This window comes from Mesorhizobium sp. M0136 (assembly GCF_040322515.1).
Classification (GTDB): domain Bacteria; phylum Pseudomonadota; class Alphaproteobacteria; order Rhizobiales; family Rhizobiaceae; genus Mesorhizobium.
The window spans coordinates 126,238-152,342 of record NZ_JAMYTP010000013.1; the positions used below are offsets into that span (position 1 = coordinate 126,238).

The 26,105-nt window shown below is 58.7% G+C and carries 20 protein-coding genes and 2 pseudogenes; 11 read left to right on the top strand and 11 right to left on the bottom strand.

From position 1 onward, the window contains the following. Window positions 1-284 precede the first annotated feature (284 nt). Entirely contained in the window at window positions 285-551 is a 267-nt protein-coding gene (locus NKJ35_RS17575; protein ID WP_031195313.1) for a DNA -binding domain-containing protein, read from the bottom strand. 649 nt (window positions 552-1,200) lie between these two features. Here NKJ35_RS17575 and NKJ35_RS17580 point away from each other — a divergent pair. After that, the gene (locus NKJ35_RS17580) at window positions 1,201-1,671 is read left to right on the top strand and encodes a Ros/MucR family transcriptional regulator (protein WP_352648795.1); all 471 of its coding nucleotides are present in this window, start codon (window positions 1,201-1,203) and stop codon (window positions 1,669-1,671) included. Between the two features lie 235 nt (window positions 1,672-1,906). On the opposite strand, the gene NKJ35_RS17585 is transcribed toward NKJ35_RS17580, so the two are convergent. The 3 genes from NKJ35_RS17585 to NKJ35_RS17595 form a co-directional block, all read right to left on the bottom strand. Beyond that, the gene (locus NKJ35_RS17585) at window positions 1,907-2,119 is read right to left on the bottom strand and encodes a cold-shock protein (RefSeq protein WP_352615685.1); all 213 of its coding nucleotides are present in this window, start codon (window positions 2,117-2,119) and stop codon (window positions 1,907-1,909) included. Window positions 2,120-2,453: 334 nt separating this feature from the next. Continuing rightward, the gene (locus tag NKJ35_RS17590; protein ID WP_352648797.1) at window positions 2,454-2,696 is read right to left on the bottom strand and encodes a hypothetical protein; all 243 of its coding nucleotides are present in this window, start codon (window positions 2,694-2,696) and stop codon (window positions 2,454-2,456) included. A 1,058-nt stretch (window positions 2,697-3,754) separates the two neighbouring features. Continuing rightward, window positions 3,755-4,297 carry a DUF309 domain-containing protein gene (locus NKJ35_RS17595; RefSeq protein WP_352648799.1) on the bottom strand — a complete coding sequence of 181 codons (543 nt, stop codon included), beginning with the start codon at window positions 4,295-4,297 and terminating at the stop codon, window positions 3,755-3,757. Window positions 4,298-4,843: 546 nt separating this feature from the next. On the opposite strand from NKJ35_RS17595, the pseudogene NKJ35_RS17600 reads away from it, so the two are divergent. The 4 genes and pseudogenes from NKJ35_RS17600 to NKJ35_RS17615 all read left to right on the top strand — a co-directional run. After that, window positions 4,844-5,287 (top strand): annotated as a pseudogene (locus NKJ35_RS17600) (transposase); the annotation flags it as partial. Window positions 5,288-5,518: 231 nt separating this feature from the next. Beyond that, window positions 5,519-6,778: a tyrosine--tRNA ligase gene (gene tyrS / locus NKJ35_RS17605; protein ID WP_352648801.1), complete on the top strand. Its 1,260-nt coding sequence runs from the start codon at window positions 5,519-5,521 to the stop codon at window positions 6,776-6,778. An 80-nt stretch (window positions 6,779-6,858) separates the two neighbouring features. Next, on the top strand, window positions 6,859-7,305 hold the full coding sequence (locus NKJ35_RS17610; protein ID WP_352648803.1) for a hypothetical protein: 447 nt from the start codon (window positions 6,859-6,861) through the stop codon (window positions 7,303-7,305). Window positions 7,306-7,433: 128 nt separating this feature from the next. After that, window positions 7,434-8,531, top strand: coding sequence for a hypothetical protein (locus NKJ35_RS17615; RefSeq protein ID WP_352648867.1), 1,098 nt, complete (start codon window positions 7,434-7,436; stop codon window positions 8,529-8,531). Between the two features lie 41 nt (window positions 8,532-8,572). Here the strand turns inward: NKJ35_RS17615 and NKJ35_RS17620 are convergent. After that, a pseudogene (locus NKJ35_RS17620) lies at window positions 8,573-9,494 on the bottom strand (ISL3 family transposase); the annotation flags it as partial. A gap of 298 nt (window positions 9,495-9,792) precedes the next feature. Between NKJ35_RS17620 and NKJ35_RS17625 the strand changes: the two are divergent. The 5 genes from NKJ35_RS17625 (at window position 9,793) to NKJ35_RS17645 (ending at window position 16,768) form a co-directional block, all read left to right on the top strand. Continuing rightward, window positions 9,793-12,309 (top strand): ATP-binding protein, encoded by a 2,517-nt coding sequence (locus NKJ35_RS17625; RefSeq protein WP_352648805.1) that lies wholly within the window; start codon window positions 9,793-9,795, stop codon window positions 12,307-12,309. Window positions 12,310-12,312: 3 nt separating this feature from the next. Further along, complete coding sequence (locus NKJ35_RS17630) at window positions 12,313-13,632, top strand: hypothetical protein (RefSeq protein ID WP_352648807.1); 1,320 nt, start codon at window positions 12,313-12,315, stop codon at window positions 13,630-13,632. 201 nt (window positions 13,633-13,833) lie between these two features. Then, window positions 13,834-15,099, top strand: a complete 1,266-nt coding sequence (dcm, locus tag NKJ35_RS17635) for a DNA (cytosine-5-)-methyltransferase (RefSeq protein ID WP_502904647.1) — start codon at window positions 13,834-13,836, stop codon at window positions 15,097-15,099. Beyond that, window positions 15,092-15,547, top strand: a complete 456-nt coding sequence (locus NKJ35_RS17640) for a very short patch repair endonuclease (protein ID WP_352648811.1) — start codon at window positions 15,092-15,094, stop codon at window positions 15,545-15,547. Before dcm ends, NKJ35_RS17640 begins: the two co-directional genes overlap by 8 nt. Window positions 15,548-15,550: 3 nt before the next feature. Continuing rightward, entirely contained in the window at window positions 15,551-16,768 is a 1,218-nt protein-coding gene (locus tag NKJ35_RS17645; RefSeq protein WP_352648813.1) for a type II restriction endonuclease, read from the top strand. Between the two features lie 3 nt (window positions 16,769-16,771). Here the strand turns inward: NKJ35_RS17645 and NKJ35_RS17650 are convergent, their stop codons facing one another. The 5 genes from NKJ35_RS17650 to NKJ35_RS17670 form a co-directional block, all read right to left on the bottom strand. Continuing rightward, a complete protein-coding gene (locus NKJ35_RS17650) occupies window positions 16,772-17,632 on the bottom strand; it encodes an HNH endonuclease (RefSeq protein WP_352648815.1) in 861 nt (286 codons plus the stop codon). After that, window positions 17,622-19,232 (bottom strand): ATP-binding protein, encoded by a 1,611-nt coding sequence (locus NKJ35_RS17655; RefSeq protein ID WP_352648817.1) that lies wholly within the window; start codon window positions 19,230-19,232, stop codon window positions 17,622-17,624. The genes NKJ35_RS17650 and NKJ35_RS17655 overlap by 11 nt, the downstream gene beginning before the upstream one ends. Then, window positions 19,229-19,657: an EcoRII N-terminal effector-binding domain-containing protein gene (locus NKJ35_RS17660; protein ID WP_352648819.1), complete on the bottom strand. Its 429-nt coding sequence runs from the start codon at window positions 19,655-19,657 to the stop codon at window positions 19,229-19,231. Before NKJ35_RS17660 ends, NKJ35_RS17655 begins: the two co-directional genes overlap by 4 nt. Window positions 19,658-19,667: 10 nt before the next feature. Further along, on the bottom strand, window positions 19,668-21,557 hold the full coding sequence (locus NKJ35_RS17665) for a DEAD/DEAH box helicase (protein ID WP_352648821.1): 1,890 nt from the start codon (window positions 21,555-21,557) through the stop codon (window positions 19,668-19,670). A gap of 314 nt (window positions 21,558-21,871) precedes the next feature. Then, window positions 21,872-23,104 (bottom strand): RHE_PE00001 family protein, encoded by a 1,233-nt coding sequence (locus NKJ35_RS17670; RefSeq protein ID WP_352648823.1) that lies wholly within the window; start codon window positions 23,102-23,104, stop codon window positions 21,872-21,874. A 257-nt stretch (window positions 23,105-23,361) separates the two neighbouring features. On the opposite strand from NKJ35_RS17670, the gene NKJ35_RS17675 reads away from it, so the two are divergent. Next, window positions 23,362-24,294 carry a recombinase family protein gene (locus NKJ35_RS17675; RefSeq protein WP_352648825.1) on the top strand — a complete coding sequence of 311 codons (933 nt, stop codon included), beginning with the start codon at window positions 23,362-23,364 and terminating at the stop codon, window positions 24,292-24,294. Between the two features lie 314 nt (window positions 24,295-24,608). Here the strand turns inward: NKJ35_RS17675 and repC are convergent, their stop codons facing one another. Next, entirely contained in the window at window positions 24,609-25,952 is a 1,344-nt protein-coding gene (gene repC / locus NKJ35_RS17680; protein WP_352648826.1) for a plasmid replication protein RepC, read from the bottom strand. Window positions 25,953-26,105: the final 153 nt, after the last annotated feature.

The following is a 26,105-nucleotide window of genomic DNA, read 5'->3' on the forward strand; positions in this document are numbered from 1 at the left end:
ATCGGCTACTTTCGTTATCGTTGGCGTCGGAATTGTCCTGCCTGCATGGTTGGGTTTTCATGTTGGCGGTTCGGGTTTGGTTGGCCTCGTGTTGCTGTCGTCCAGCGTGGCGGGTCTGGTGCTCGCACCGGTCGCCGGCCATCTGGTCGATCGTCATGATGGAGCAAAGAACTGAGGTCTTTCAATTTGAACCTAATTCCCGCAGCCCCGACCGTGAGACCGCTCTTTTCGCGGACGCCGTAACCACATCTGAACAGGCGGAGCGTGTCGCCGCCTGTTCGCCCTCATCCGGCGAACAATTCCTTGTAACCGGTCGTCACCATCCAGTTCGCCCGATCGAGATGGCTTCGCACGGTTTTCCGGGCCCGCTCCGGCTCTTGCACCGGATCGATGCCGAGGATGACCTGCGCCATCTCCTCATAGCTTGCCTCGTCGGCACCTGCATCCAGGAGCCTCAGGTAGGTCGTGAAGTGCTGACGGTCGTAGCTGGTCAGGCTGTCAGACCAGGGCACTTCTTCTTTAAGACCTGGTTTAACGTCTGGATATTTCATCATGATATCGGGCTCCGGAAGTAAGTGATCGAAGAGCGATTGTTTCTTTTCGACAGCCTAACCAAGCGGATGGGAAACATCGTAGCTAAGACAACATCGCGATCATGACCCGCAACCGCCCGCTCGAGGCGATATGCGCATCTTCTGAGCGGTTCGACCCAGGTTAGGGATGAATTGCAAAAAGCTCAAGACCGTGCGGCGCGCACATCGGGTTTCGCATTGTTGGCCATCAAGGTCGTTTGTGACCACAGGATTAACAGGCAAAGCTCGTGTTGAATTACCGTGATGCTCAGCATCGGTTCAACCACCGTATTCGAGTTCGTAGCGCCTGCCGAGGGCGCGCTGGCCGGGGCGCAGATCAAATCGAAAGTCAAGAACCGAAGCCTAGCCACCGCAGCCGTGAGGGCTTCATGAGCTGCGAAAGGACAACTTTGGGGCTTCATGGGTGGCGCAAAGCATCTTTGGCGCTTCCGTGTTGCCCGCCCGCCAGCGCGCAGATCAACACGCCCACGACGGCGGATGCAGCGCTATGGTCCTCGGTGCCGACGAGCATCGCGATAGTCCTGCCGAGCTGTATTTGCTTTCAGCGACAACCGCCACTATGAAGCGACGCTTCGCCGACTGTGTTTCACGCCGCCTGGAGAATTTCATGACAGAAGAAGCCGAAAAAAACATCGACACCCTCATCGAGCTCACCGCCGATGTCGTCTCAGCCTATGTCTCCAACAATCCGGTCCCGGTGGGGGATCTCCCTGCCTTGATCGGCCAAGTGCACGCGGCGCTGAAAGGCACGGCCGCAGGCGTCACCGCACAAAAGCCGGTTGCGCTTACGCCTGCTGTCGCAATCAGGAAGTCGGTGACACCGGACTACATCATCTCCCTTGAGGACGGCAAGAAATTCAAATCGCTAAAGCGCCATCTGTCGACCCACTATGGGCTGACGCCAGATGAATATCGCGCCAAATGGGGCCTGCCGGCAGATTATCCCATGGTCGCGCCGAATTACGCTGCCGCACGCTCGACGTTGGCCAAGACGATGGGGCTCGGCCGCAAACCGAAAGAGCCGGAAACGCCGGAGCCGGCAGTGGCGAAGCGGACCCGCAAGAAGGTCGCAGCTTGATTTCAGCGTTCGAGGTTCGTTCTGGAGCGCGCAGCTGCGGTCGGCATCTGCGCAGAATACGAGAAGGCGGGGACAGCCCGCCTTCAACTGCAAACATCCTTGTTTCACAAGAAGCGCGTCCGCTTGCAGCAATCTGCTGCGCCGAGCCCTATTCTCGCCCGCTCTTGTCGAGCGGCCGTCAGTACATCCGGACTTGCCGCGTACTTCCGGCTCTTGCCGGGGGGCAGGAGAAAAATCAGCCAGCTTTGCTGAGGCTGCCAGCGGAGGATTTGCCAGTGCGGCGGTCCTGCTCGATCTCAAAGTTGATCTTCTGGCCGTCAGCGAGGGTCGAGAGGCCCGCGCGTTCGACAGCGGAAATGTGGACGAAAACATCCTGACCGCCATTGTCGGGCTGGATAAATCCAAATCCCTTGGTGCTGTTGAACCACTTCACGGTTCCAGTCGCCATATGCGTATTCCTTGTAAAGTTTGCAACACGTTCTGGTTCGGCGGTCATGCCGGGCCGGTTCATAGTATAACGCAGCAAATGCGAAAGACTGCAAGGCCCGGAGCGACACGCCGTGGTAGGCGCATCGTGCAGCCAGTGGACTGGCCGCGACCAAGCGGCAGTCGCAAAGGCAGACGAAACTTAACGCACCACGTGGTGAACCTTGCAATGAAGAGGCGGGGGCCGGCACCTCGTACGATCGCCATCGTCAAGAGGAGTCGAAGCATTAATCACTCCGGCCAGTGCGGATGCGATCGATCAGGCGAGCGTTTTGCTGGATCAGTTCAAAGGTGAGTCAGGAACAACCGCCCAAGCGACCGACGACTTCCTGCTTGATCTGATGACCCTGGTGGTTGTTGTATAAAACACCCGCAAGAGGCTCTACAATCTGGCAGGCGCGCGTGAGATTGACCAGGATCAGGCTTGTTCTAGGCTGATTAGAGCGCCCACTCTCGCGAAGAAGGGGGCCGATCTGATCATCGACAAAATCGAGCGCAGCAAAGCTGACCTGTGGGTGATCGCTGCTGCGCTTCCTCATGCGCCACCCAGCGTCTGGATCAACGACAACGAGGGCTGCGGAACAAGCCTCGTCAGCGCCACCTCTTGCGACTTCTCAACCCACTCTAAGGGTTGATCGGTGGAGGGAAGCCGATGCGATGTGCACCAAGTGCAGCTTTGGGATTGCCGAGCGCTTGCGAGTGCAATCCGTGCCCGGCCACCCATGACATCCGGCATGCGTACCATCAGCGGCATAATCAGTCGCAGGTGACCGATTTCAAAAATGCGTTGGACGGGTCGATTTACTCGGGAACATGCGAGCATGGAAAAGGTGGCGGCCATCCTCATTGCATTTTGAGTATTTTGCGGCTTCGCGATGGGCCTAATAAAGGCGACTGCGTGGGCGATATGGCCGTTATGGCGGTCAGGCTGACAGCAAGACAACAGATTGGGGGCCTGGGCCTAGGCTCCGGCGGTGAGCCGCTTTAGTCGTGGCTTGGACGATAGCAACGTCTTCGAAAACCGTTGGAAAATGCGTGGGGGCGGGTGGACGAAGCGTGCGATCGGCCTAGACGACATTCGCACTCCCCCAAATCCGCCGAGAGCACTATGAAGCAGCAGCGACCTTTTGTTGTCGAAATCAAACAGAAGCGTGGGCTCATGAAGCGGCCACAGTCAATCTGGGGCGGCATCGACCTGGCCGCCATCGCGAACGATATCGCGGAAGCGAAGACTGAAGGTGAGATCGCTGAAGTGCCGATTCTTCCTTGTGAAGATATCCGTTCTCGGCCCATGGCCGCCGTCGGTGAAGGGGTCCCCGATGCTAAGGACGTGACCATTCCCGACGGATCGCTTCCTAAGCAGCCGACGGTTGAGAAACCGCCGGTTCCGAAGGCATCGAACCCACCGACTGAAGACAGACGGACCCGCCAGAAAAAGCGGTGGCAGAAAGATGTTGCTTTGCCGAGAGGTGACCGATGGAAGCGGCGCCTGCCATGGGTGCTCCGCCAGCGCCGGGCTGTGCCGTTGGTCAACCGCACCAGGATTGAAGCTGCCCTTGTCGAACTGTCCATGACGGGCCGGCAGTGCACTTGCCTATCAGACGCCCTCGGATTTAGGGGCGAGAATGAAATCGAAAACGGGCTCAGGCTGGCCAGGCATCGGCTCTCTCAAAACAGCCGGGAAAGTTGTGGCCGTTTCGGCGTGTACCGCGAGCGCGGCAGGTGTCATTCCGAGTGCGGCCTCAAAGGGCCGGCTCGGCAGAGGCGCCACCCGACGAAAAAGCGCTGCAGCTCTCGCCGCATGGCGCGCGGCAGCGACCCGCTTTCCCTCGCGGATCTTCACCCCGGCCGCCGCCAACAGGATCAATCCCTTGAACAAAAGGCGATGCTGAGTGCTTTGTTTCGCAGCGTGCCAAAGAGGCTCCCAAGCCTCATGGGCTTCCCAGTAATAACCGTGATTGAACAGGTCGATACCCCATCGGAACCCGTTTGAGCTGAGTGATTCCTCGACGGCAACAACGGTCACCGGGTCGCTTTGGTAACTGTGACCCAGCGGGTCGCGAACCGGATGCGGATGTTTGCCAGGCAGGTATGCGTAGCCCGGGAAATTCTTTTCGGGTAGCAAGCGACGACGTGACATAGACCCCAGCAATCATGAAAGCACGTCGATGACAATCATGTCATATGGAATCTGATGGGACACCGCCCTGCACTGGCTGCTGGTTCCTTCCATCCCTGAGATTTCAGCCTCCGCCGTACACGCACGACGCCGGTGGCAGGGGCCTACGCACTTGACCGTCTTGAAGCCCGACTACTCGCGGACCGAAGACTGACGCGCTCTGCGAGCAGCAAGCCCGGTCGCAGGGCCGAAGGCGATGCCAAGGTAGTTCGGATCGACCTCCGCCCGGAGCCAGTCGCGCCGGCGTTCAACGTGAGCAGTTTGATGACGGGAACGAAGCCGGGTCTCACTGCGGAGCGGCTGCTGCTGGCGGGGATTCGCGCGCCTGGTGCCTCATCGCCGCCGCGCCATCTGCTTAGCCCGCAAGGTAGGAAGCGGCGCTCAGCCGGCTAGAACCGGGCGAAGTGACCTGAGCTCCGAAGCTTGGCGAGCAGGATGATGGCCGTTCCGCGGTGGTCAACCCTCGCTTGCTCACTCAGCGGAGACGCATACCAGGCAGCCAATTCCAAGCTGGTCAGCGAGTGCGGCACGGACCTCTTGGCTTGGCCGACCTCCAAGCACTTCACCTCCTGGCTGAGCCTAGCGCCGCACAACAAGATCTCCGGGGGCAAGGTGCTGTCGTCGCGCACGCGCCGCTCCTGCAGTCGAGTGGCGGCCCTGCTGCGGCTGGCGGCGACGGCGGTGGGGCGCACTCAGACGGCGTTGGGCGCCTTCTATCGCCGCTTGGCCTCCCGCATTGGCAAGGCCAAGGCTGTCACCGCGACGGCGCGCAAGATCGCCGTTCTCATCTACAACGCCCTTCGCCATCGCATGAACTACACTGACCCAGGAGCCTCTTATCACGAAGAAGGCTACCGGCAGCGGGTTCTCAGCAACGTGCGGCGTCGTGCCAAATCGCTTGGATACGCACTGCAGAGGATGGAGCCCACCCCTGCTGCGGCTGTTTCTTAGGAACCCGGACAACTCGTCTGCTTACGACATAGCCATTTCAGATTGCTTGCAGGTGCGGATAAAGTCCTTTATGCATCGGGCACATGATCAAGTCCGCGCCCATCGCTGCAATCTATTATGCGACGCTTCCATAAGGAGCGGCGCGTTTCGATCATGCCTTGAAACAAGCCGCCGTCAGGCGGCTTTGTTCATTGAGAGGACCCCCTGGCGGCAATACCAGGAGGATTCCCTATGGCACTTCCCGATTTACCAACCGGTCATTCCAAACCATATTCGGCGGCTTTGAAGACGCTCATTGAGCGCGGCTATGTAAATCAAGGGACCGACCTGCCGGGTGTCGATGCCGCCTTTGAAGCAGGCATCGTACCCGCTTACGCTGGTTTCGATGCGACGGCTGACAGTCTTCATGTCGGCCATCTTTTTCTGATCATGGCGCTTCGTCATCTTCAGCAGACTGGCCATAAACCCATCGTTCTCATTGGGGGTGGGACCACCCGCATCGGCGATCCCAGCTTCCGTTCGGACGCGCGGCCGATGCTGACGGACGAGCGGATCGCCGCCAACATTGAAGGGATCAGAAAGGTCTTTGGCCGTCTCCTTGTCTTCGGAGACGGCCCGACTGATGCCGTGATGGTGAACAATGCCGACTGGCTGGACAGCATTCGTTGGATCGACATGCTGAGAGACGTCGGCAGGCATTTCTCCGTCAATCGGATGCTCTCTTTCGACAGTGTGAAGTCGCGGCTGGAAAAGCAGGAGAATCTGAGCTTCTTAGAATTCAACTACATGATCCTCCAAGCGTTCGACTTCCTTGAGCTAACCCGCCGGACCGGTTGCCGTTTGCAGATGGGTGGAGCCGACCAGTGGGGGAACATCATCAATGGCATCGACTTGATACGGCGGACGGATGGAAAGGAAGTCTTCGGAGTGACTACGCCGCTTCTGAAGACTCCTTCAGGTGTCAAGATGGGTAAGACGGCTGCCGGAGCTGTGTGGCTCAACGAAGATCGCCTTTCGCCATACGATTACTGGCAATTCTGGCGTAACACGGAAGACGCTGATGTCGTTCGGTTCCTCAAGCTTTTCACCGATCTGCCGATGAACGAGATCGAGCGATTTGGACAGGCTGAAGGAACCGAGCTAAACGCCGTCAAAGAACGTCTCGCCAACGAAGCTACGGCCCTGGCACATGGAACTAACGCCGCCAAACAGGCGGAGGCCACGGCTAGCCAAGCATTTGGGCAGGGCGAAGCCGCAGAGGGGCTACCGACGCTTCATCTAAATGACGCCGAGGGTTTGGCCGGAGTAGCCCTTGTGGATTTGCTGGTACGCGCCGGATTGACCTCCTCCAAAGGGGAAGCGCGAAGGGCGATCTCGGGACGAGGTGTGCGGATCAACGGCAACGTCGTCGAGGTTGATACAATGATATCGTCCCAAGACCTCCCGATCCGGCTTTCGCTCGGCCGGAAGCGCCACACTGTTGTAAAGTAGGGTTTCAGCAAATGCTGTCGCAGAAATTCCGCCCGCTTAGCGGATATTGCAGACATTCGCGTCGAGTTCCCTGAGGAATCTTGAGAGACATTCCTCAGCCAATCCCACAGATCATCGAGGGCGCCGGCAATGTCGTTAAAGACATTGCCGTCATCCGCCCGATCGGCGGCGTCACCGACCTGATGCTCTGTATTGCCGCAGCCCAGCGGGGAATGGCCGGGTGGCATGTCCGTTATGATCAGATCTTGCAGGATCCTGTCGCGCTGGGCGCCCAGAATGCCGTTCCTGTCAGTGGCGACGATTCGCATCAGGATGGCCATGGCGAAGTCCCAATTACCGTCATCGTCGGTCAGCGGGCGGGTGACGTGGCAGGGCATGCCGTCGCCGGTGCCCATCTGCCCCGTCACGGTCACCTGCGACACCAGATGTTGGACCTGAAGTTGCAGGCAGGCTGGATCGAGATTGAAGGTCACCGAGAACTGGACGTCCGACAGTTTCGCGATCGCCTCGACTCGCGCGCAGCGTAGTCCGAAGGTCGTGGCAAAGATGCATTGATCTCGACATTTTAGAGTGGGGCGTTGACGTCGTCCTGACGCCGCTTGGCCATCCGGGCGAGCGAGTCCCACTGCGCAAGCGGTTTAGGCTTAGAAGCGGAATGACTGCCAACCAGGTCATCGAGCCGGAAACTGACCGGCCGGTCGGCCCAAAAATGACATTCAGTTGCCTCCAGCCTTTCGACACGAGCCACTTCACGATCTCGCGATTGCCAGCTAGCGGCTTGTTGCTCGAGCTGCGCGATCCCCGTCTGTGGTCGCTATGCCTCAGCAAGAAGAGTCCGGTTCCTAGCCGGGCGGAGGCGCAACGAGATAGCCAGCTCAGGACAAGGAGAGCAAGCCATGGTCGCTTTTACCCTCAATGGCGAGGCGCGAACACTCGACGTCGATCCAGAGATGCCGCTGCTCTGGGCGCCGCGACGGGAGTGAAGGGTGTTGTAATTCTTGGCGACTACAACGTCGTTCCCGCCCTGATCTATGACGTTCTGCCCTCGGACCTGAGGGACAGACTCTCGGCGAGATCCGATCCTGACCGCTTCGTCGTCTGGAGCGACCAGCGATATGGCGATGCTGACGGAGACGGTCTCGGGGAATTGCCGGTGTCGCGAATCCCCGACTGTTCGAGCGCGGCCTTCCTGCTCGGTTGCCTCGCGGCCGAAGACAACCGCACCACACTGGCCAAGTTCGCGTCGCGGAATGCCGAGCGGCCGTTCGCGGACAAGGTTTTCGGTAGGATTGGCGGACAGGGTCAAAGGTTGGTCAGCGGCCCTGACGACTTCGGAAAAGTTCGTACCGGACATTTGGATGCGCGGCAGCTCTATTTTATGCTACACGGGTCCGACATCGACGGGACCCGTTTTTGGGGCGAAGACGATGCGGGGAGCGGTCGAGGCGGTGAACCTCACCAATCTTGCCGGTACCATCAAGGCCCATGGAGCCACCGTGCTCACCGGCTGCTGCCGGGGCGCCCTGACAGTGCTCACTGGACGGTCACGCCGAGGACCGCCGCTTCGTCGTTGGCATTGCGCTTTTTGGAACTGGGAGCACTCGCCTATGTAGGCTGTACCGGTGCCCACTATTCGCCGCTGGACGGTCAGCTGAACTTCTTCGGGGAACCCATTCACCGCAATTTCTGGGCGGCTTTCGCCGCGGGGCGGCGCCGGCGCAGGCTTTGTTCCAGGCGAAGCAGGCCTATATAAGGGATATGCCTCACGGCCGTGTAACCGCCCCGGAATGGGCGATAGCCGGTCCGCCGGGCGATCTCGCCGTAATAGACCCTCTTCGCGCAAGGCATGGAGCTTCTCGAATATTTCCTGGCGAGATTGCCTATGCGCGAGGCGGGCGCGACGGCGGCGTGTCGCAGCGCCAACGATTGCGTCCTCCGATAGGCTCGCCCTGCCGGTGACACGGCCGGAAAGGCTCATCTGTTCTTCGATCGCCGAGCGAAGATTCTGGACCAGGTGAAACCGATCGGCGACCTGTCGTGCCTGCGGTGCGCCCTCGCGAACAGCCTGCGCATAGAGGCCACAGCGGTCCCGGCTGACGACCTCGACGGAAGGATGGCTCCGCAGCCACCTGGCTGCACTATCGACACTCCGATCATCGAGAATATCAACAACCGAGCGGCGCTCGAGATCGACCATGACGGTCCCATAGCGTGTCGCCCGCCGCCAACCCCAGTCATCGATGCCAATCACCCGGATCTCGGTATCGCGGTGAGCGACCGTGGCATCCCGCTTCAACTGCCGCAGGATGGTGTCGTCGCTGACCGGCATGCCGAGCCGTTGCATCAAGCGCTCGCCAGGACGGCCGCCAGTGCTGTGGCCAAGCAGGCCAACAATCTCCCCGACCCTTCTCGTCCGGCGCGCATAGGGAGCAGCGATCATCGGCAGCCGGTCGGTGAACGTTTGTCGCTCACATTTGCGATATGAGCATCGCCAGCGGCTCAGCAGGAGCTTCACTGTTACCGGCTTGCCCTGGACTGGTAGATCTTGGAGGTGACGGTTGGACCTGCCATGCCGACTTCGGCTTCGCCGACCACAATCGGGGCAAATGCCGATCGCGGATCCGGCAGCGGAAACAACCCACCCGTCATCAACAGTGAGCGCGACACCCAGAACCCTAACCCCTGGGCCGGGCGACCATTTCGTTTTCGTTCGCATGCCCGTCCATAGCGACAGCGCCACTAACAGCAGATGAACCACACAAAGTGAGGAAGACCCCGGTTAAGTGCCAAGCGACAGCCCCTTCCAAGCCGATTCCACGATTACGGACTAAGAATCCGAGCGCTGAACGGGATGGACCGAAGTTTACTCAATTCATCAGTTTGTTGTCCAAAATCATTCTTGCAAGCGCGGAATGATCCTGCAAGAAACTTGAGCATTCTATCGCAAGACAGGACTTTGGTGAGCGGCGGCGCACCTTCGGCCTCATAATCCCAAGAGGGTCAAGGATTCGAGCGTGGCTTCAGCTGGGTGGACGTCCGTTTTTGAGAATTTCGGCCTTAAGGCCGTGTCGCGAACCGACAAAGAAAAACAGGCCTATTTGCCAAATGAAGAGCAGCGCGCGGCATTGGCTGCAGCGGGCTATTTGCCAAGCTCAGGACCGTCCGCTGATCTCATCAACATAGAGGTGCTTGGAGAGGTCCGTGCGCCTCTGCCGACCTCATATTACAGGTCCTTGCGCGTAGGTTCCGGTCGTGAGCCGGAAACGCGTATGGGGCGTGGGTTGATCACATGGGCTGAAGAAGGAGATCAGCTCGTTATTGGCAACATCGGCAGTCGTGTGTACGTCGTGAAGGCAAACGAATACACGCCGGAAATGGCTAAATTGTCCATACAGAGACGTGTCACGCAGGCATTCAAGCCGCGCGCGCGATTGCTGCAACTGCTTGGCGATCAGCTGATCGGATCTTCAAAACTGGCGGTCTTCGAACTCGTGAAGAATGCCTATGATGCGGACGCCAGCGAGGTAACAATCACTCTCGGTGATTTGTCCACTGAGACCCCGTGGATACGGGTGCAGGACAATGGACAGGGGATGTCACTCGATACTATCCGGGACGTTTGGCTGGTCCCGGGAGACGATCACCGTGAAAGGGATCGCGAGCACGACCGAAGGTCTCCGAGGTATCGACGTCTACCGCTTGGCGAAAAGGGAGTAGGACGTTTCGCAGTGCACAAGCTCGGCGGGAAGGTGCGGATGACAACCCGAGCAGCCGGCAACCGCGAATGCTTCGTGTCCATCGATTGGTCCGAATTGATGTCGGCGCGGTTTCTGGAGGATGCGCCTGTCACTGTAACCGAGCGCGAAGCCAAAATCTTCACCGGTGAGAAAACGGGCACCAGAATCCGTATAGATAACCTCAGCCAGACAGAGTGGTCGCGAGGAGAGGTCAGAGACCTTTACCGCCAGGTCACGTCCATATCGTCCCCCTTTTCTGCGAAGGACGATAATTTTGTAATTAATTTCAAGGTTCCAGGAGTTGAGCGCTGGATTGCGGAACTACCGGACGCCTCAGAGCTTGTCGAGCGAGCACCATGGCGCTTCGAGTTTGAGTTCGACGGCACAACATTCAGCTACACCTACGAGTTTCGGGGCATCCCCGGAGTTCGGGTAGAGCCTCGCACAGTTCTGCAAAACGAACCGTTGCAGATAAACGCGGAACGGGAGCCAGACGATCTGGACGCTGCAGCGGGGCCAAGGCCCAAGCGTTCCATCAGCATTCTCGCGGATAATTCGACCATCAACGGCATAGGGCGCCTCAAAGGCACCCTGTACGTGTTCGATCGAGATCGTGAGATCATGTCGAAATATGCACAGTCGCGCCTGATCGAGCGCTTCCTTGATCAGAATGGTGGCGTGCGGGTCTATCGCGACGATATCCGTATCTACAATTACGGGGAGCCAGGAGACGATTGGCTCGGGCTCGACCTCCGACGGGTCAACAGCCCTTCGAGGAATCTCAGCCGAAACATAGTGTTGGGCTTTGTTGACCTTGACCTTGAGGCGAGTATCCAGCTCAAGGAGAAGACCAACAGGGAGGGTTTTGTCGAGAACGGGGCCTATCGCAGGCTGCGCCAACTTGTCCTCGGAGCGATTAGCGTTTTTGAGACCGAACGGCGCCTTGACAAGCAGCGGATCCGTGCTGTGACCGGAAAGGCTCCCAGTGCAGATCGGGATGTTGCAGGACCAATCGGCGATGTGCGCAAGGTTGCTCGCTCCAAGGGATTTCTGCCTGACATCGATCCTTCACTTAAGCGGGTTGAACAGGAGTTCTACCAGCTCAGAGAGGATTTTCTGCGTGCCGGCATTTCACAGGTCGGTCTTGCCGTCGTTTTCCATGAAGTCGAGCGCGGCATAGGCGCTCTCGCAACGGCATTGGCCGATGGCGCGAATATAGCTGATCTGAGAACACAGGTCGGCCAACTTCAGGGTGTTCTCGAAACTTCGACCCAGTTGCTGCGAAAGGGCGACAAAAAATCGTATTCCCTCAGGCAGCTCGCGCGAAGAGCTCGGGACATCACACTGGTCCGCTTCCGCATTCACAAGGTCCAACTTGTTTGCCCTGCTCTGGAGGAAGAGGCAGAAGACGCAAGCTCCGTATTCGCATTCGGACTGGCGCTCGGCGCTGTCACCAACATCATCGATAACGCCATCCATTGGCTAAAGGTGAGCGTGCCCGACAGCACGACATCTGGCGCCCGGCGGATTTTCATGAACGTTGTTCCCGACTACAAGGGGCGCCCTGCGCTGGTGATTGCTGATAACGGCCCCGGTTTCAGGGATCCTCCCGAGCAGCTTGTCGAGCCATTTTTTTCTCGTCGTCCCGATGGCATGGGACTCGGCTTGTACTACGCCAATCTCGCGATGAGCTTAAACGATGGGGAGCTTCTGTTCCCCACGATGGACGACTTCGACGTTCCGGAAGATTTCAATGGCGCCGTGGTGGCGTTGGTATTCAAGGGGGATAGATAGCCTGTGTTCACTCCAGCACGATACGTCATCGTCGATGACAATCCTGACGAACTGAAACAACTCTCCGACTGCATGCAGAAGATCGGTGCGCCGTGCCTGCCGTTGAGATACGATCAGGCAGAAGGGATCGAAACGAAGCATCTGGGCGGCGTGAGACTTCTCTTTCTTGACCTTCATCTGACGACCGGAGCTCAATCCGGGAGTATCGCACAGACAGCAGGTCTGATCGTGTCGATGCTTGAAGAGGGGATTGTCGCCACCGCAGGGCCGTATGTGATCATTCTCTGGACCAAGCACCAGGAACAGAAGGCTGATTTTGAAACTTACGTGATGGAGAACCTCGAACCTCTGAAGCGACCTCTCGCTATCCTAAGTCTGGACAAGAACAATTATCTGGCGGGCGACGCGGGGGAAAAGCTGACCAACGACGTGGGTCAGATTATAGAGACAGATCCACGGTTAAGAGCCTTGCTTGATTGGGAGCGAGAGGTTCTACGAGCGGCCGGTTCGACCCTGTCTGAGATTGGAACACTCGTCGCGAAAGAAGACCGGACTGCCGCACGGTTCTCTGAGAGGCTTGACGAAACACTCAGCCTGCTGGCGTTCGAGGCAGTGGGAGACGCAAACGCCAAGGCAGATCCGTATAGCGCCATTAACGCTGCCCTTATGCCGATCCTGACAGATCGCATAGCCAACCAGCGCACTGACCCAAAGAGCAACGCCATCTGGCAAGCCGCAGTGACCAAGATTGCGGCAGTCCCTCAGCCGTCGCCCGGGGATGCGGCCAAGCTGAATTCCATGCTGCACGTGGCCAGAGCTTCCACGGAGGCGCTTAAGCCAGAGGCGTGGGGTGCTGTGACCTTGCTACCGAACGCGGAACTGGGTGACATTCCGATGTTGAAACGGTTCGACTTGCCCGCCAAGCCGATGCTTTCGGGCACGTTTTGTCTAAAGGAAAAGGCCGATCGAGATATCAGTCGGCTTTGCGTCTTGCGCGTTGGCGCAAGTTGCGACTATGCCCAAAGTCGCAAGGGCCCGATTCCTTTCGTTCTGGGAGCAATCGTTCCCGCCGATGCCAAACGGCGCGATGGCAGTCTTCCGAAGGCTGAGATTGTAACACCACCTCTGATCGTTGAGGGTTTTGAGGGACCGGTCAGAATGATCTTTAACACTCACCTCCAGATAACAATGGTGCCGGCGGAATTCGGCGCATGGGCCCCGTTATGCAGGTTGCGTGAGCCCCTTCTCATGCAAATAACAACGCACGGAGCGCGACATGCGACCCGGCCCGCAATCATCAGCTTCGGATCCCACGGAGGATAGGTCTCTCGGGCGAAGGGATGGGGAGCAAGTCCCCTGACATGTTTTCCGCCGCGCGCAGCTTCTCACCCCCACCATCGCAGCCCCAAAAAACTGTGACAAGCCAAAAATGGAATAGGAACAAATAGCGAACATTCATTGTTTGTAAGGACAAATAATGTCATCCTGACAAAAATTGACCCAGAGGATGATTCGAGCCATATCATGCGGACCAGAAAGCGGACGGAATTCAGCAGGCTAAGGGACCAAGCAGGGCTTACGCTGGAGCAAGCGGAAGCCCTTCTGGAGGTTTCGCCACGCACTGCCTATCGCTACGAAGACGGGACGTCCCGGGTTCCCCGGCTCGCTATGAAGATGCTCAAGGATGCGGCCGACCGGCGGCTGAAACGCAACGCCGGCCAAGCTGATTTCCGCTTTATCGATCTCTTCGCCGGAATAGGCGGTCTCCGCCTGGGATTCGAGAGCATCGGCGGACGGTGCGTATTCACCTCCGAATGGGACCCGCACAGTCAGCAGACCTATTCCCTGAACTTCCCCGACAACCATCGGATCAACGGGGACGTGCGCGAATTTTCGAAGAATCCGGACCTGATCCCAGAACACGACGTTCTGCTTGCCGGATTTCCGTGCCAGCCGTTTTCGCTGGCGGGAGTTTCCAAGAAAAACTCACTTGGCCGGCCTCACGGCTTCCTTTGCGACACGCAGGGAACGCTATTTTTCGATACGGCCCAGATCATCGCCCATCATCGACCGGCCGCGTTCGTTCTGGAGAACGTCAAGAACCTCGAAAGCCACGATCAGGGGCGCACGTTTGCGACCATCATGAACGTCCTGCAGAACGAGCTTGGCTACCATGTCCAGCATAGGGTGATCAGCTCTGAACCATGGGTGCCGCAGAAGCGGGAACGCGTGTTCATCGTGGGCTTCCGCGAGCTGTCGCAGTTCGACTTCAAAGGACTGAAACTTCCACCTTCGAAAAGTGGCCCTAAGCTCGGGACCATTCTCCAGCCGCATGACGAGGTTGATCCGAAATACACGCTCACCCCCCGTCTGTGGGAGTACCTGCAAGCCTACAAGGAAAAGCATCAGGCGAAGGGTAACGGGTTCGGATATAGCCTGTTTGGTCCCGACGATGTGGCCCGTACCCTGTCGGCCCGGTACTACAAGGATGGGTCCGAAGTGCTGATCGACCAACCGGGAAAACGCCCTCGCCGGCTCACGCCGCTTGAATGCGCCCGGTTGATGGGCTTCGATCGGGGTGACAGACGTTTCCGGATCGAGGTTTCCGATACCCAGGCCTATCGTCAGTTCGGCAATGCCGTTGTGGTTCCGGTCGTTGAGTTAGTTGCGGAGGCGATGAAGTCTCACATCGAGACTGCGCTTGCTGCAAGCCAGGAATACCCGGCGCTGTCAGGTCCGCCTCTTGCGGTAACACGTCCCGGCCGACCCGTGGCAGCAATTCATGCCTGACATCGTTACCCCGGAGGTGCGAAGCCGGATGATGGCTGGTATCCGGGGTAAAAACACCAAACCCGAGCTGATGCTGAGACGTGGTTTGCATGCGGCCGGTTTCCGGTTCCGGCTGCATGATCGTACCTTGCCGGGCAACCCTGATATCGTGTTTCCAAAATACAAGGCTGTTCTTTTCGCACACGGATGCTTCTGGCACGGGCACGATTGCCATCTGTTCAAATGGCCTTCCAGCAGGCCGGACTTCTGGCGGGCGAAGATTCACCGGAACCGGGAGGTCGATTCTCTTGCCTCGGCGGCCTTGCAGAAAGCAGAATGGCGACAGGGAATCGTCTGGGAGTGTGCACTGAAAGGCAAGTCACGGTTGCCGATCGAGACCGTACTTGGCGAGTGTGCATCTTGGCTGCTGTCCGATATTCCGTTTTTCGAACTCGGGGGAAGCGCATAGGCCATGCGGCGGGGGCTGCTTTCAGATTATTTTGACGGGGTCGCTGTCAAGCGGTTGAGTGCTGTAGAGGCGAACATCCTTCGTTCAAACCAGCACGAATTCAACAGCTCCAAGCAGCTCAAGAGCCTGCTCGGAACGCCTGATCGGGTGAAGTACCACGCGATATTCATCTGGATCGGGGGTGAGCAGGACGCGCTGTCTGAAGAAGGTTTCCTGACCTGGTATCAATCCCGGAAACCTCCGAGACGTGAGCACAGGCTCTATTTTCCGACAAATGCAGTGTGCGAGATGGCATCTGAAGGCGATGTCCTGTTTATCGCGCGACGCACCGATAATACGCTCATGGCTATTATTGTCCCCCGAGAGAGCACTATCCAGAACCAGTTGCTGTGGCTGTTCGGGCTTGAAGAGCAGCCGGCCTTGCAGTTTGAATCGCTGGAGATCCGTAAGGACAATGCTGCCGAACTGGACTTTACTGCGCGATATATTCTCGACGAGCTCGGGATCGAGGTTGAGGAACCGGAAGCCGAGCGCCTTGATACGCTGATCGAAAAATTCGGCCTGGTGTTTCCGCCTACCCGCGTCCTGTCGGAACTCGCCCGGACTTCACTTCCCCAAGTTTCTGCTGCCGATGATCCGGATGGGGCCCTGATGGCCTGGATTGACAGGGAAGAGCAACTGTTCCGCCGTCTGGAAAGGCACGTGGTGGCGGACCGCATCAAAAACGGCTTTCATTCCGACGAAGGCACGGACGTTGATGGCTTTATGGGATTTTCGAAAAGCGTCCAGAACCGGCGCAAGAAGCGTGCAGGGCTGGCGCTTGAACATCACCTCGAGGCAGTCTTTTCAGCCCAAAAGGTGCGGTTTGACCGTGAGGTCGAGACGGAGAACCGCAACAAGCCGGACTTTCTGTTCCCTAGTCAGGAGGAGTACCGGAATCCGGCATTCCCGGCTACGGGCCTCACCATGCTCGGGTCCAAATCGACGCTGAAGGACCGCTGGCGTCAGGTGCTCTCCGAGGCCGAGAGGATCAGGGAAAAGCATTTGCTGACGCTGGAGCCCGGTATCTCGGAAAACCAGACCAACGAAATGCGCGCAAAGCGACTTCAGCTGGTCCTTCCGCAATCGCTTCACTCGACATACCGCGAGAGCCAACGCGGATGGCTTATGACGCTTGGCAGCTTTGTGAAACTGGTGAAGGAGCGCCAGCAGGTGGAATAACTGTCAGTTCTCATGTGCCGAGGCAAGCATTTCGCGGAGGTCATCAACGGAATAAGGCGGGTTCCGGCGATGGGCGACCGAATGGCAGTTAGGACAAAGCGGTGTCAGATCTGTTCTCGGATCGATGATGTAATCAGCCCCGAGTTGCGAGACCGGCGTCACATGGTGAACCTCTATCAGACCAGCAGCAGAGGAGCCGTAGCGCTCACCCAGATCCAGCTTGCAGGCTTTGCAGGAATAGCCATGAATTGCGAGAGCGGCGGCGCGGTTTCGGCGATCTCTTTCGTAGCGGTTGACCTCGATGCGTGTTCTTGCACCTTCAGGAAGTCCCGCGATTTCAGGTGAAGCGTCAGGTCCGCCCTCCTCAGTCTCCACCGGCAAAAGCGCCAGAATCGCCGCGGCTACCCTAGAGGTCCAGAGTCCAACCTGTCGCGTGTCTTCCTCAGCGTTGCCCTCGTTGATAGCCAGCATGCCCCGGCGCACATCAAGGCCGAAGCTGCGCCACTGCGTTTCCCAGATCGCTGAATCGTCCGGGAGATATGTTGTCCCATTGATGGTGAGAGTGATTTCGGCATCAGCATCACGACACATGTCCAGTACCGCCCGGAAGGTACGACGGCCGGTCTCGTCCGCCGAGCCCATGGCGTTCATGAGATCGCCGGCGAAATTGCCGGGCCGGAAATGCACATCCAGCCGCCGCCATCCTATCACGGTGCGTAGCGTAAAAGTTTGACCCGAAGGATAGTCAGCCGGCTGGAGTTCAAGCCAGCGCGTACCGTCGCTGTCTCGTCCCTCCCGGCCGGAGAACTCCAAGCCGGTTTCAGCGGAGATCCGCTCCGCGAGCGAACGTGGATCAGGCGACATCCTTATCCACTTCAGGCTCAGGTAGCGCTTCTACAAGCTTCTCAAGGATGCGCGACACCTCAAAGCGCATGTCGCGGAACATCGAGGCCGTGTGATCCTGCACCGTCGAGAGTTCTGCGACGGCCAGCGCCCACATCAAGGAATCAAGACCCTGCATCGTCACGCTACGATTGAGGTTCGGAATGTAAACCTTCTGATAATAGGGATGGCTTGTGTTGATTCGGATACCCTTGTGCCCCTCGATCAGCGCTGGTTCGAACAGGAGACCGTTGTTGATCCCCTCCACAGGCTGCACGAATACCTCACCTGGTCGCTTTGACGACGTTATCGTCAGCTTCAGCCGGGTCGTGCCATGTTTGTTTTCAACGATGGCCTCGCCGGTGTTCGGGTCCGCGATATTGACCTTGGGGCCGCCAGCGGCGGCCTCGCGATTGCGAATATTATTGTTGGACGTGTCGTGCGCACCCTCGCCCTTTTTGGACAGCAGCTTCTGCTGTCCCTCGCGCGACCGGTTATTTGCCTCGCGGCGTGGTGCAGTCAGGAATTCGCTTTGCAGCCAGCTTGCCAGATCATCGTTAAGGATGATCTGCGATTTCTTGATATCCAGATGAAAGGCATCGTCTAGCTTATGGTCGAACGAAAATTCGACACGCAGGCCCGTCAGATGCGGCTCTTTCTGGTAGAGACCCAGCCAGTCCGCATCGTGGATCAGACGGTTCTCGCGATAAATGTATATTCCTTGCCGGTCATTTGAAAGCTTCGCAGCCGATGCGGCGGCGTCATTCGGGAACTCTTCACGCCTGGGCAGGATGTAAGCCCGCGCCGTGAAAGACGCCATCCGTTGATCGGGCAGCTCTGTCTCAATGGTTTCATTGGCAACCAGCTCAGAAAACTTTGATTGGAACGGATCCCATGCCGCAACGGGTTTTCCGTTGAGCTCCATCACGACGTTCGTAGCTCGATCATCTTCCGGGTCAAGGAAGCGCTGGTAGACCATGGAAAGATGCTCTCGCAGACCATCTTCCTTTGCCTTCAGAGCCTTTCGCGCTGGAGCACCTGATTTGTCCTGATAATCCTTGATCAGGCGATCAACATCCTCCCACAAGACAACGGTGCCTGCGTGACCGGCAGCCACGGCATCAAGAGTTTCGAGCGCTTCTGGGTCGCATTCGTCGTTCAGGAGAAGCGCCCATTTGTTTACCTTGGCAACATGGTAGAGATCCCATGTCGCCATGAGCGCCGGCGTATTGCCGTCCGGCTGTGAAATTACCGACAACTTCTTGCAGAATGCCGTCGAGGCAGTTTTCAGGCCAAGACCGTATTTGCCGAGGCTGGCAGCGCTGGCACGGGCTTTCGAGCCATATTGCATGGCATTGATCAGCCCATCGCGGTTCATGCCGTCGCCGTTGTCGGCGATCATCAGACGGATATTGCCGCGCAGATCGGCCGCCAACCAGAGCTGGACGTGGGTCGCATTCGCAGCAATGGAGTTGTCCACGATATCAGCCACGGCGGTGTCGAACTCGTAGCCGGTGTCACGCAGGCCAACGATAACCCGTTCGGGGTCCGGTGGTAGTTCGATTTCCTGAATGCTGCTCATCTTCCCCCCTGAATTTCTATTATGCGCCAGCCCGTCCCGAGCTTAAGAACACCCTTGGTTCGTTCTGCCTGCTGCTTGCGTTTGTGAGTGATGCGATATCGATCGTCGTCATCTCTCGCCAAGATGATTTCGTCCCCGGGGCCCAGATTTGCCTGACGGATGTATTTGGTCATTCTTGTCAATCTGTACTCGTTACGCGTGCCATCGAAAAACTTGTTGTTATAGTAGATGAAGGCAAAATCCCAGAAAGTGCCACCGTCATCAACAAAGTTCAGGTGACACCGTGGGTTGTACTGGCTCGGGTCTAGCCGAGGAAAGAACGAAAGTAACCGTTCCTCTCTGGGCACCAGAATGCCGGCCTGATGTCCCCCTGTTTCCCCCGTATCGTTGGCGCTCAGCACCTTTGCAATTGTTTGCTCTGCCATATCCTGCCCGTTAAGCCCTCTTTGATGGCGATCGCATCAGCGCTGCGACGATATCACCGTAGTCATCTTCTCTGCCTTCGAGGCCTACCACCGCGGTGCCGGAAATTGTTCTCTTGCGGGTCAGACGTTCATCCACCACGTCCTCAACGGTATCGGCAACGAGAAGTCTGTGGACTGTTACGGGCAGCCGCTGACCGCGCCGGTGAGCCCGGGCAGATGCCTGGTCCTCGAGCGCCGGATTCCATTCCGGATTATAGTGGATGACATGATTCGCCGCTGTAATGTTGAGGCCGGCTCCCCCTGCCTTTGGGTTCAGCACGAGCGCGGCGCCGCCATCGACAGCGCTGAAGCGGTCAATAAGGGGCTGGCGGTCGTCGATTGGCAGGCGGCCGTCGATAACGCCAGCAAAAGCTCCGAAGCGGCTCTTGAGGTGCCGCGCGATCATATCGGCCATGGCTGTGAATGATGTGAAGATAATCACCTTCTCGCCACGTGCAAAAATCTCTTCAACAATCTCGTCCATGCGTCGGAACTTCGAGAAGGACATGGGATCGGCCATGGCAGCATTGCCGCTCATAAGGTCCGGATGAGCGCAGAAGCGGCGCAACGATGTCAAGGCGACGAGGGTGGCGGCCGCGCCGTATTCCGCATAGATGCGTTCCCGTTCAGCCTCGTAGGCGGCTATCTCGCCTTCATCCAGTTCGACCACCTGCGGAATATCAATCCGGCCGGGCAGGTCCTGCGCCACCTCGGCAACGCGCCGGCGCAGCATGAGCGGCGAGACCAGCGGCTCCAGCTTTGCTGCGCCATCGACATCATCGGAATATTCCGCTTCAAACGCTTTGGCGTCACCAAGGTGACCGGGCAGGACGAAATCCACGATCGACCACAGATCGAGCAGGCGGTTTTCGACGGGCGTGCCGGTCACGGCGAGACCCGCCTCGCGCTGAAGCCGCTTTACAGCCCGGGTCCGCTGAGCGTCGGGGTTTCGGATGAATTGTGCCTCGTCCAGCACGATCACCTTCCAGACGATCATGTTGAGCAGGCTGTTATCGCGCACCGCATTGTCATAGGAGGTCACGATGACATCATAATCCTTCAGCTCCGAAGGTCGGCCTGTGCGCAGGGCTCCATGGTGCTTCAGCACCTTGAGATGCGGCGCAAACTTCGTGATTTCCCGTCGCCAGTTCTCCAGCAACGAGCCGGGAGCAACGATCAATGCCGGCCGAAGCGGCGCGGCACCGGAATCACTCAGGGCGCTGATGATCTGCAAGGTTTTGCCGAGACCCATTTCGTCGGCAAGAAGGCCGCCGACTCCTTCAGCGAGGAGGAACGTCAGCCAGCGCCAGCCAGAAACCTGATATGGGTACAGCGTTGCCTGAACGCCGGCCGGCACCTCATCCCTGGCTGGCGCAAAAGCCAGCGGCGAAACTACCTGATCAGCTGTGCGGTCCTCGATGGAGGTTCCTGGTCCCGCAGCCTTGCGGATGGCAAGAAAAGCCTTGAGAGAGATCGCTGTCCCCAGGCTGACGCCTGTGCTTTGGATCAATTCTCGAATTTCTGCACTGGCGGCAGGTTCGATCGGATACCAAACACCTTCGGCCACCTTGTGACCGCGTTCAAGGTCCGCCATGTCAAGAGCGACTTCTATGCCCCGGCTGTTGGATACGATGCCGTAGGAAGGCGCTTCATTATTGCTTCCTTCCGAGATAGTCAGGGTGGGTACGAGAGGATAGCGGGAGGCGCGCAGACCGTTGACGCTCGTTGGTATCCAATCAGCCGGCGGCCGCTTTTCAACGAGGGCGCTGTAGATCTCATTTGCCGACAGAAGACGGGCGTCTCCTGCCTCGTCGATGAGAGAGAGCTCACTTCCCTGAACTTCCCAGCCCGGCTGTTTCATCGTCCTACCGAATTCCAGATAGAATCATCTGAGTGGAATATCATCTCTAGCGTGCATTCCCATCAGTTTTGAAGGTGGTTTCGGTTTCATGCCAAGCTGGGGGGTTATTGTTCAGACATTGTCAAAGTAACGCCGCCAAATTCCTTGCACCAGAATGCGACTACGTCACGCCGGTGAGCGAAAGCTTAGACAACCAACCGGCGTTACGACAACAGCAGCGTCGCAATGTTCTCTTCGGTTTGCACTTCTGGGGCATTCCAATGTCCTTCAATGGCTCGAGAGCCTGCCTCAGGGGCGGCGGCTTCCGGCGTTCGTTAGACAAATCCCCACGCCCTATAGCGCCCCCGCCCGGTCACCTCGCGGATGGCGAGTTCCGCGACGAGGCCGAGCGCAGCGCGCTGGCTGATTTTCAGCTCGGTCGCGATCAGTCCGGCCGACACCACCGGCCGCGCCAGCACCAGTTCGATCAGCGCCGGCAGGCTCGAGTTTTTGCGCCGGTTCCTCAGCCGGCGTTCCATCTGGCCTTTGGCCAGCGCCAGCCGGTCGAGTTGCTTCAGTCCAGCTGAGGCCGCCTCGGCAAAGGCGTCAAGGACGGCCAGCAGCCTTGTGGTCCGGACCCCGCTTTTGCGCCGCTCCCGCGGAATAACCCGCAGACCGGCATTGAGGCAAAAAAGATGCGAAGCGACCTTGCCGCGTTCCCTTAGTAGGGCGGCGACCAGCAGATTGCCGAGCCAATGCTGGTGCTGTAGCGGTTCGATGTCTTGCCAGGCATCCCAGGCGATCGCCGCGGCCAGCACGGCCGGCATGTTTTCGCCGCCCAGCTCGTCGACGACGGCGAGCCAGTCGGCCAGCCGCTGGTCCTCGTCCCAGTCGAGATCGCGGATCAGCGGCCCGAGGCTGTCTAACGAAGCCGCGTCCCGCGACCTGGCCCCCTGCCCTGCTGTGTCGACATCCGGGCTGTCCGCCACGCGCGGCGCGAAATTTTCGCCGGCCAGCAGCCGGCTGGAGCGGGCCAGCACGGCGTCGATCTCCGCCAGCTCCTCGGCAAGAGCATCCTCCTGGTCGGTGCCTTCAGCAAGGCTTTCGCCGGCGTCGTCGTCCGCCCCGGCGGCCGCCGTCGCGGCAGCGGGCTCCGAGCCAGCCCGCCCCGCGCTCAACCCATAACCGCCCTGCCCTTCGCGGCCGCGCAACGCCAAAATGCCAACGCTAGAAAGCGCCCAGGCGGGTGGGTGCGAAAGAATGCGGCGGCGGCTGCGCAGCACGGCGTGCGCCCGGGTGAGTTCGTGGGTCGGGGTGCGGATGTCCATGTGGACGTCGTGCAGGACGAGGTCTTCGACATGGACGAGCTCGCCGTCGAGCCACAGCGCGGCGGCCGCGTCGGCGAAGTGGCAGCGTTCGACAAAACCCTCGCGCACCGGGCTTTTGGCCACGCGCTCGTCGAGGCGGGCCAGAAGGTCTTCGGCGCGGGCGAGCGGCCCGATCAGGGTCTTTAGAGGCAGATCGGTGAATTGGTAAGCCATTGATTTGTTTGTAGCCGATTCGCGCAACCGAAGCTATCTTGCTGCTGGCTTCCGTCACAGGCGATTTCCTCCGGCGCAAATAACACTATCGATAATGACCTCATATCGGGACTGTACAGCACGATGCCCTCGGACGCTCAGGAGGCCGGAAAACGTTGATTTACCGGCTCACCGAGGCCGTAGGGCCGATGCAAAGGGTGCCTAAAGACGTTTACAACCGATCGTTTCTTGATATCTTCGGTGTTTGTACAAACGCCCCTTTCCTATGCTGAGAGACGCCGCAAATGGCCCGTGAAGCGCAAGATCGACGATCCGGACGACCAAAGGGCCGACAAATCGGCTACGCGCGCGTGTCGACGGACGAACAAGCGACGGAAGCGCAGGAAATTGAGCTGCGAGCGGCCGGCTGCGACGTCGTCGTTCAGGAACATGGATCCGGTGCGTCGAGAGCTCGCCCTGCCCTACTGCGGTTGATGAGCGAAATCGGCGCCGGCGATGTCCTGGTCGTCGTGCGTCTCGATCGCCTTGCGCGCTCGGTCAGCCATCTTCTTCAGGTGATCGAGGATCTGACTGAGAAGGGCGCGCATTTCCGATCTCTGCGAGATCCGATCGACACGTCCACGCCACAGGGCATGTTTTCGCTACAGGTACTCGGCGCCGTTGCCCAGCTCGAGCGTGCGCTGATTTCGGAGCGGACCAAGGCCGGCATCATCGCTGCACGATCCAAGGGGCGGCTGCCGGGCAATCCTGGTATCCGGGAGCGCAAGCCCGAGGCCCTGGCGAAGATGACTGCGGTGCAAAAGGCAGCCTATGGCCGACGGCTACAATCAACGATGAACCAGTGGCTTCCGACAGTCCGCCGGATGCGACCAGATCACAACTGGGACGATATCGCTCGGGTCCTGAAGCAGCGCGGCCTCGATTGGACGCCTGAACGACTGCGGCGGGCAGTGAGGTGGCTCGTCACCGAGCACCTGGCCGAATCCACTCTGCTAAAGAGGGCGTCTCCTCAGCCTCCCGAAGATCGCCTGATGACCCTTGTGGCAGGGATTTCGCAGTCCAACCCAGACCTATCGCTACGCGACATCGCTGGCCAGCTCGAGCGCCTGCATGAGCGAACCTCACGAGGGAGCGCAAAATGGTCGGCCTCATCAGTCAAGAATCTGCTTGATCGAGCCCGCCGGCTTGGTCTCGTCGCTGAACTACCCGCGAGCTGACCGAGGGACAAGGACGTCATCCCGCTACAGAATGGTCCTCAGTTTACGGTCCGTGGCTGACGCTCAAGATCCCCGAGCCGCTTGTACACGGCCCAGGCATCAGCTGGAAAAGCGCTGCCGGCCCGCGCCAGCCAAGTCGCACGATCAAATTCGGCAAGTGAGTTCCACCACACCATTCCGGCGGTTTCATCGGGCGTCGGTCTCCCAGTCGTGTTCGTTTTTCATGCCTTCGATGCTCTCATAAGACGCTCGTCCCGACAAGCGCTGCAGCGATCGTTCAAGCTCATAGAGCGGATCAAAACCCGCCCTCCTCATCATGATCCGCGCCCCGGTCTGTCGAGGCTGCGTCGCAAGGCATCGCTGATTTCCAACCGGGATTCGGTGCGCACAACCTTGCCCGCAGTCTCCAAATCGACAGCAGCGGCTTCAGCTCCGGTTCCGGTCGTCTTCGACGCGTCAAGCTTGGCCCGCAACAAGGCCATCACCATCGGCCAGACCGAGAACTTTCCGACCTTTGCTCGATCTGTCAGGCTGCGCAAATAACCGCCGGCGCTGTTGATCTGGTCCTGCCGCTGGTAGATCGCGGCAATGGTAATCGCCGCCTGCTGCTCACCCATTGCCGTTCGCGCTTCCTCCCAGGCGCTCGGGCTGACGCCCATGGACGGTCGGGCAACATCGGCCGCGGCCAGAAATTCACGCCAGTTGCGGATTCCGCCGCCGCCCTTCACGAGCCAAAGCATGTTCGGGCAGGCATCCAGCACGATCCCTAGCGGCAGTTCGCGCTTCGGTAGGCTCCGTACGTTGTCGGTATCCGCAACGTTGCCGCCCGCTTCCTCTTTATTTCCTGAGCCGCTTTCAGATTCAAATTTAGAGTCTGGTTTTGAATTCTGTATGTGGCGCCCATTTTGGGACTCATTGGCGTCCATTTTCTGTGTTTTTACAAATGATTCCAATGCTTCACGCACTTCAGCCCAAAGGCCTTCAAGTTCTTCGGCAATAGCCTCGAGAGTCTGCCTAGGTGCAGTGCGTGGTATCTGACCAACAATCGCCTGGTAGGCCTGCTGGACCCTGCCCCAGTTCGCCGGCACGCCTTCCTCAATCCCCGCGTCGATCATCTTGACGATGTCACGGCGGCATATGGTCAGCCGCTCCTTAACGAGACGAAAGGCCTTCTTCTCAGATCTGACCGCTTCCGCAAGATCCTTGAACTCCTCAGCGCGCGCCACGATCGGCGAGATGTCAAAGCCATAGGCTTGCTCGATCTCGCCCGCCTGCCCTTTCCGGGCGAAGCGCTTGCCGTTTGGGCTGTCCCGACGGATGATCAATCCACACTCGACCAGAACGGCCAGGTGTCGCCGTAAGGTCGTTGGGGGCATGCCATTGGCGCGGCGGATCAGCTGCTCGTTGGATGGCCATACAACCAGTTCACTGTCGCCATAAAGTGCCGTGTCCGGATGGAACGACAACAGCGCGTCGAGAATAGCCAAAGCGCGATCAGTGGCGCCCAGAGCGATCCTGGCATCCTTGATATCTTGGAAGACATGCCATTTGTGGACGATCGCGTCCTTCGGCACGGCCCTTGCGGTGACTTGGCTTGAAATCATGCCAAGCGTCATCGGCCGCCGCCCAAAGGGCGTCGTCGCAATATTCGTCTCCATTTTCTTTCACCCTCGATTAGGCAAAAGAAACCTGCTCGCCAAAACGACGCCAATGACTCTTGACAGTGATTCGTGGAGATGCGATTCTCAGAGTGCTTAGTTCAGAGAGAGGCTTCCACGGCTTGCCGTTCGGGGGCCTTTTTCTTTTGCGGT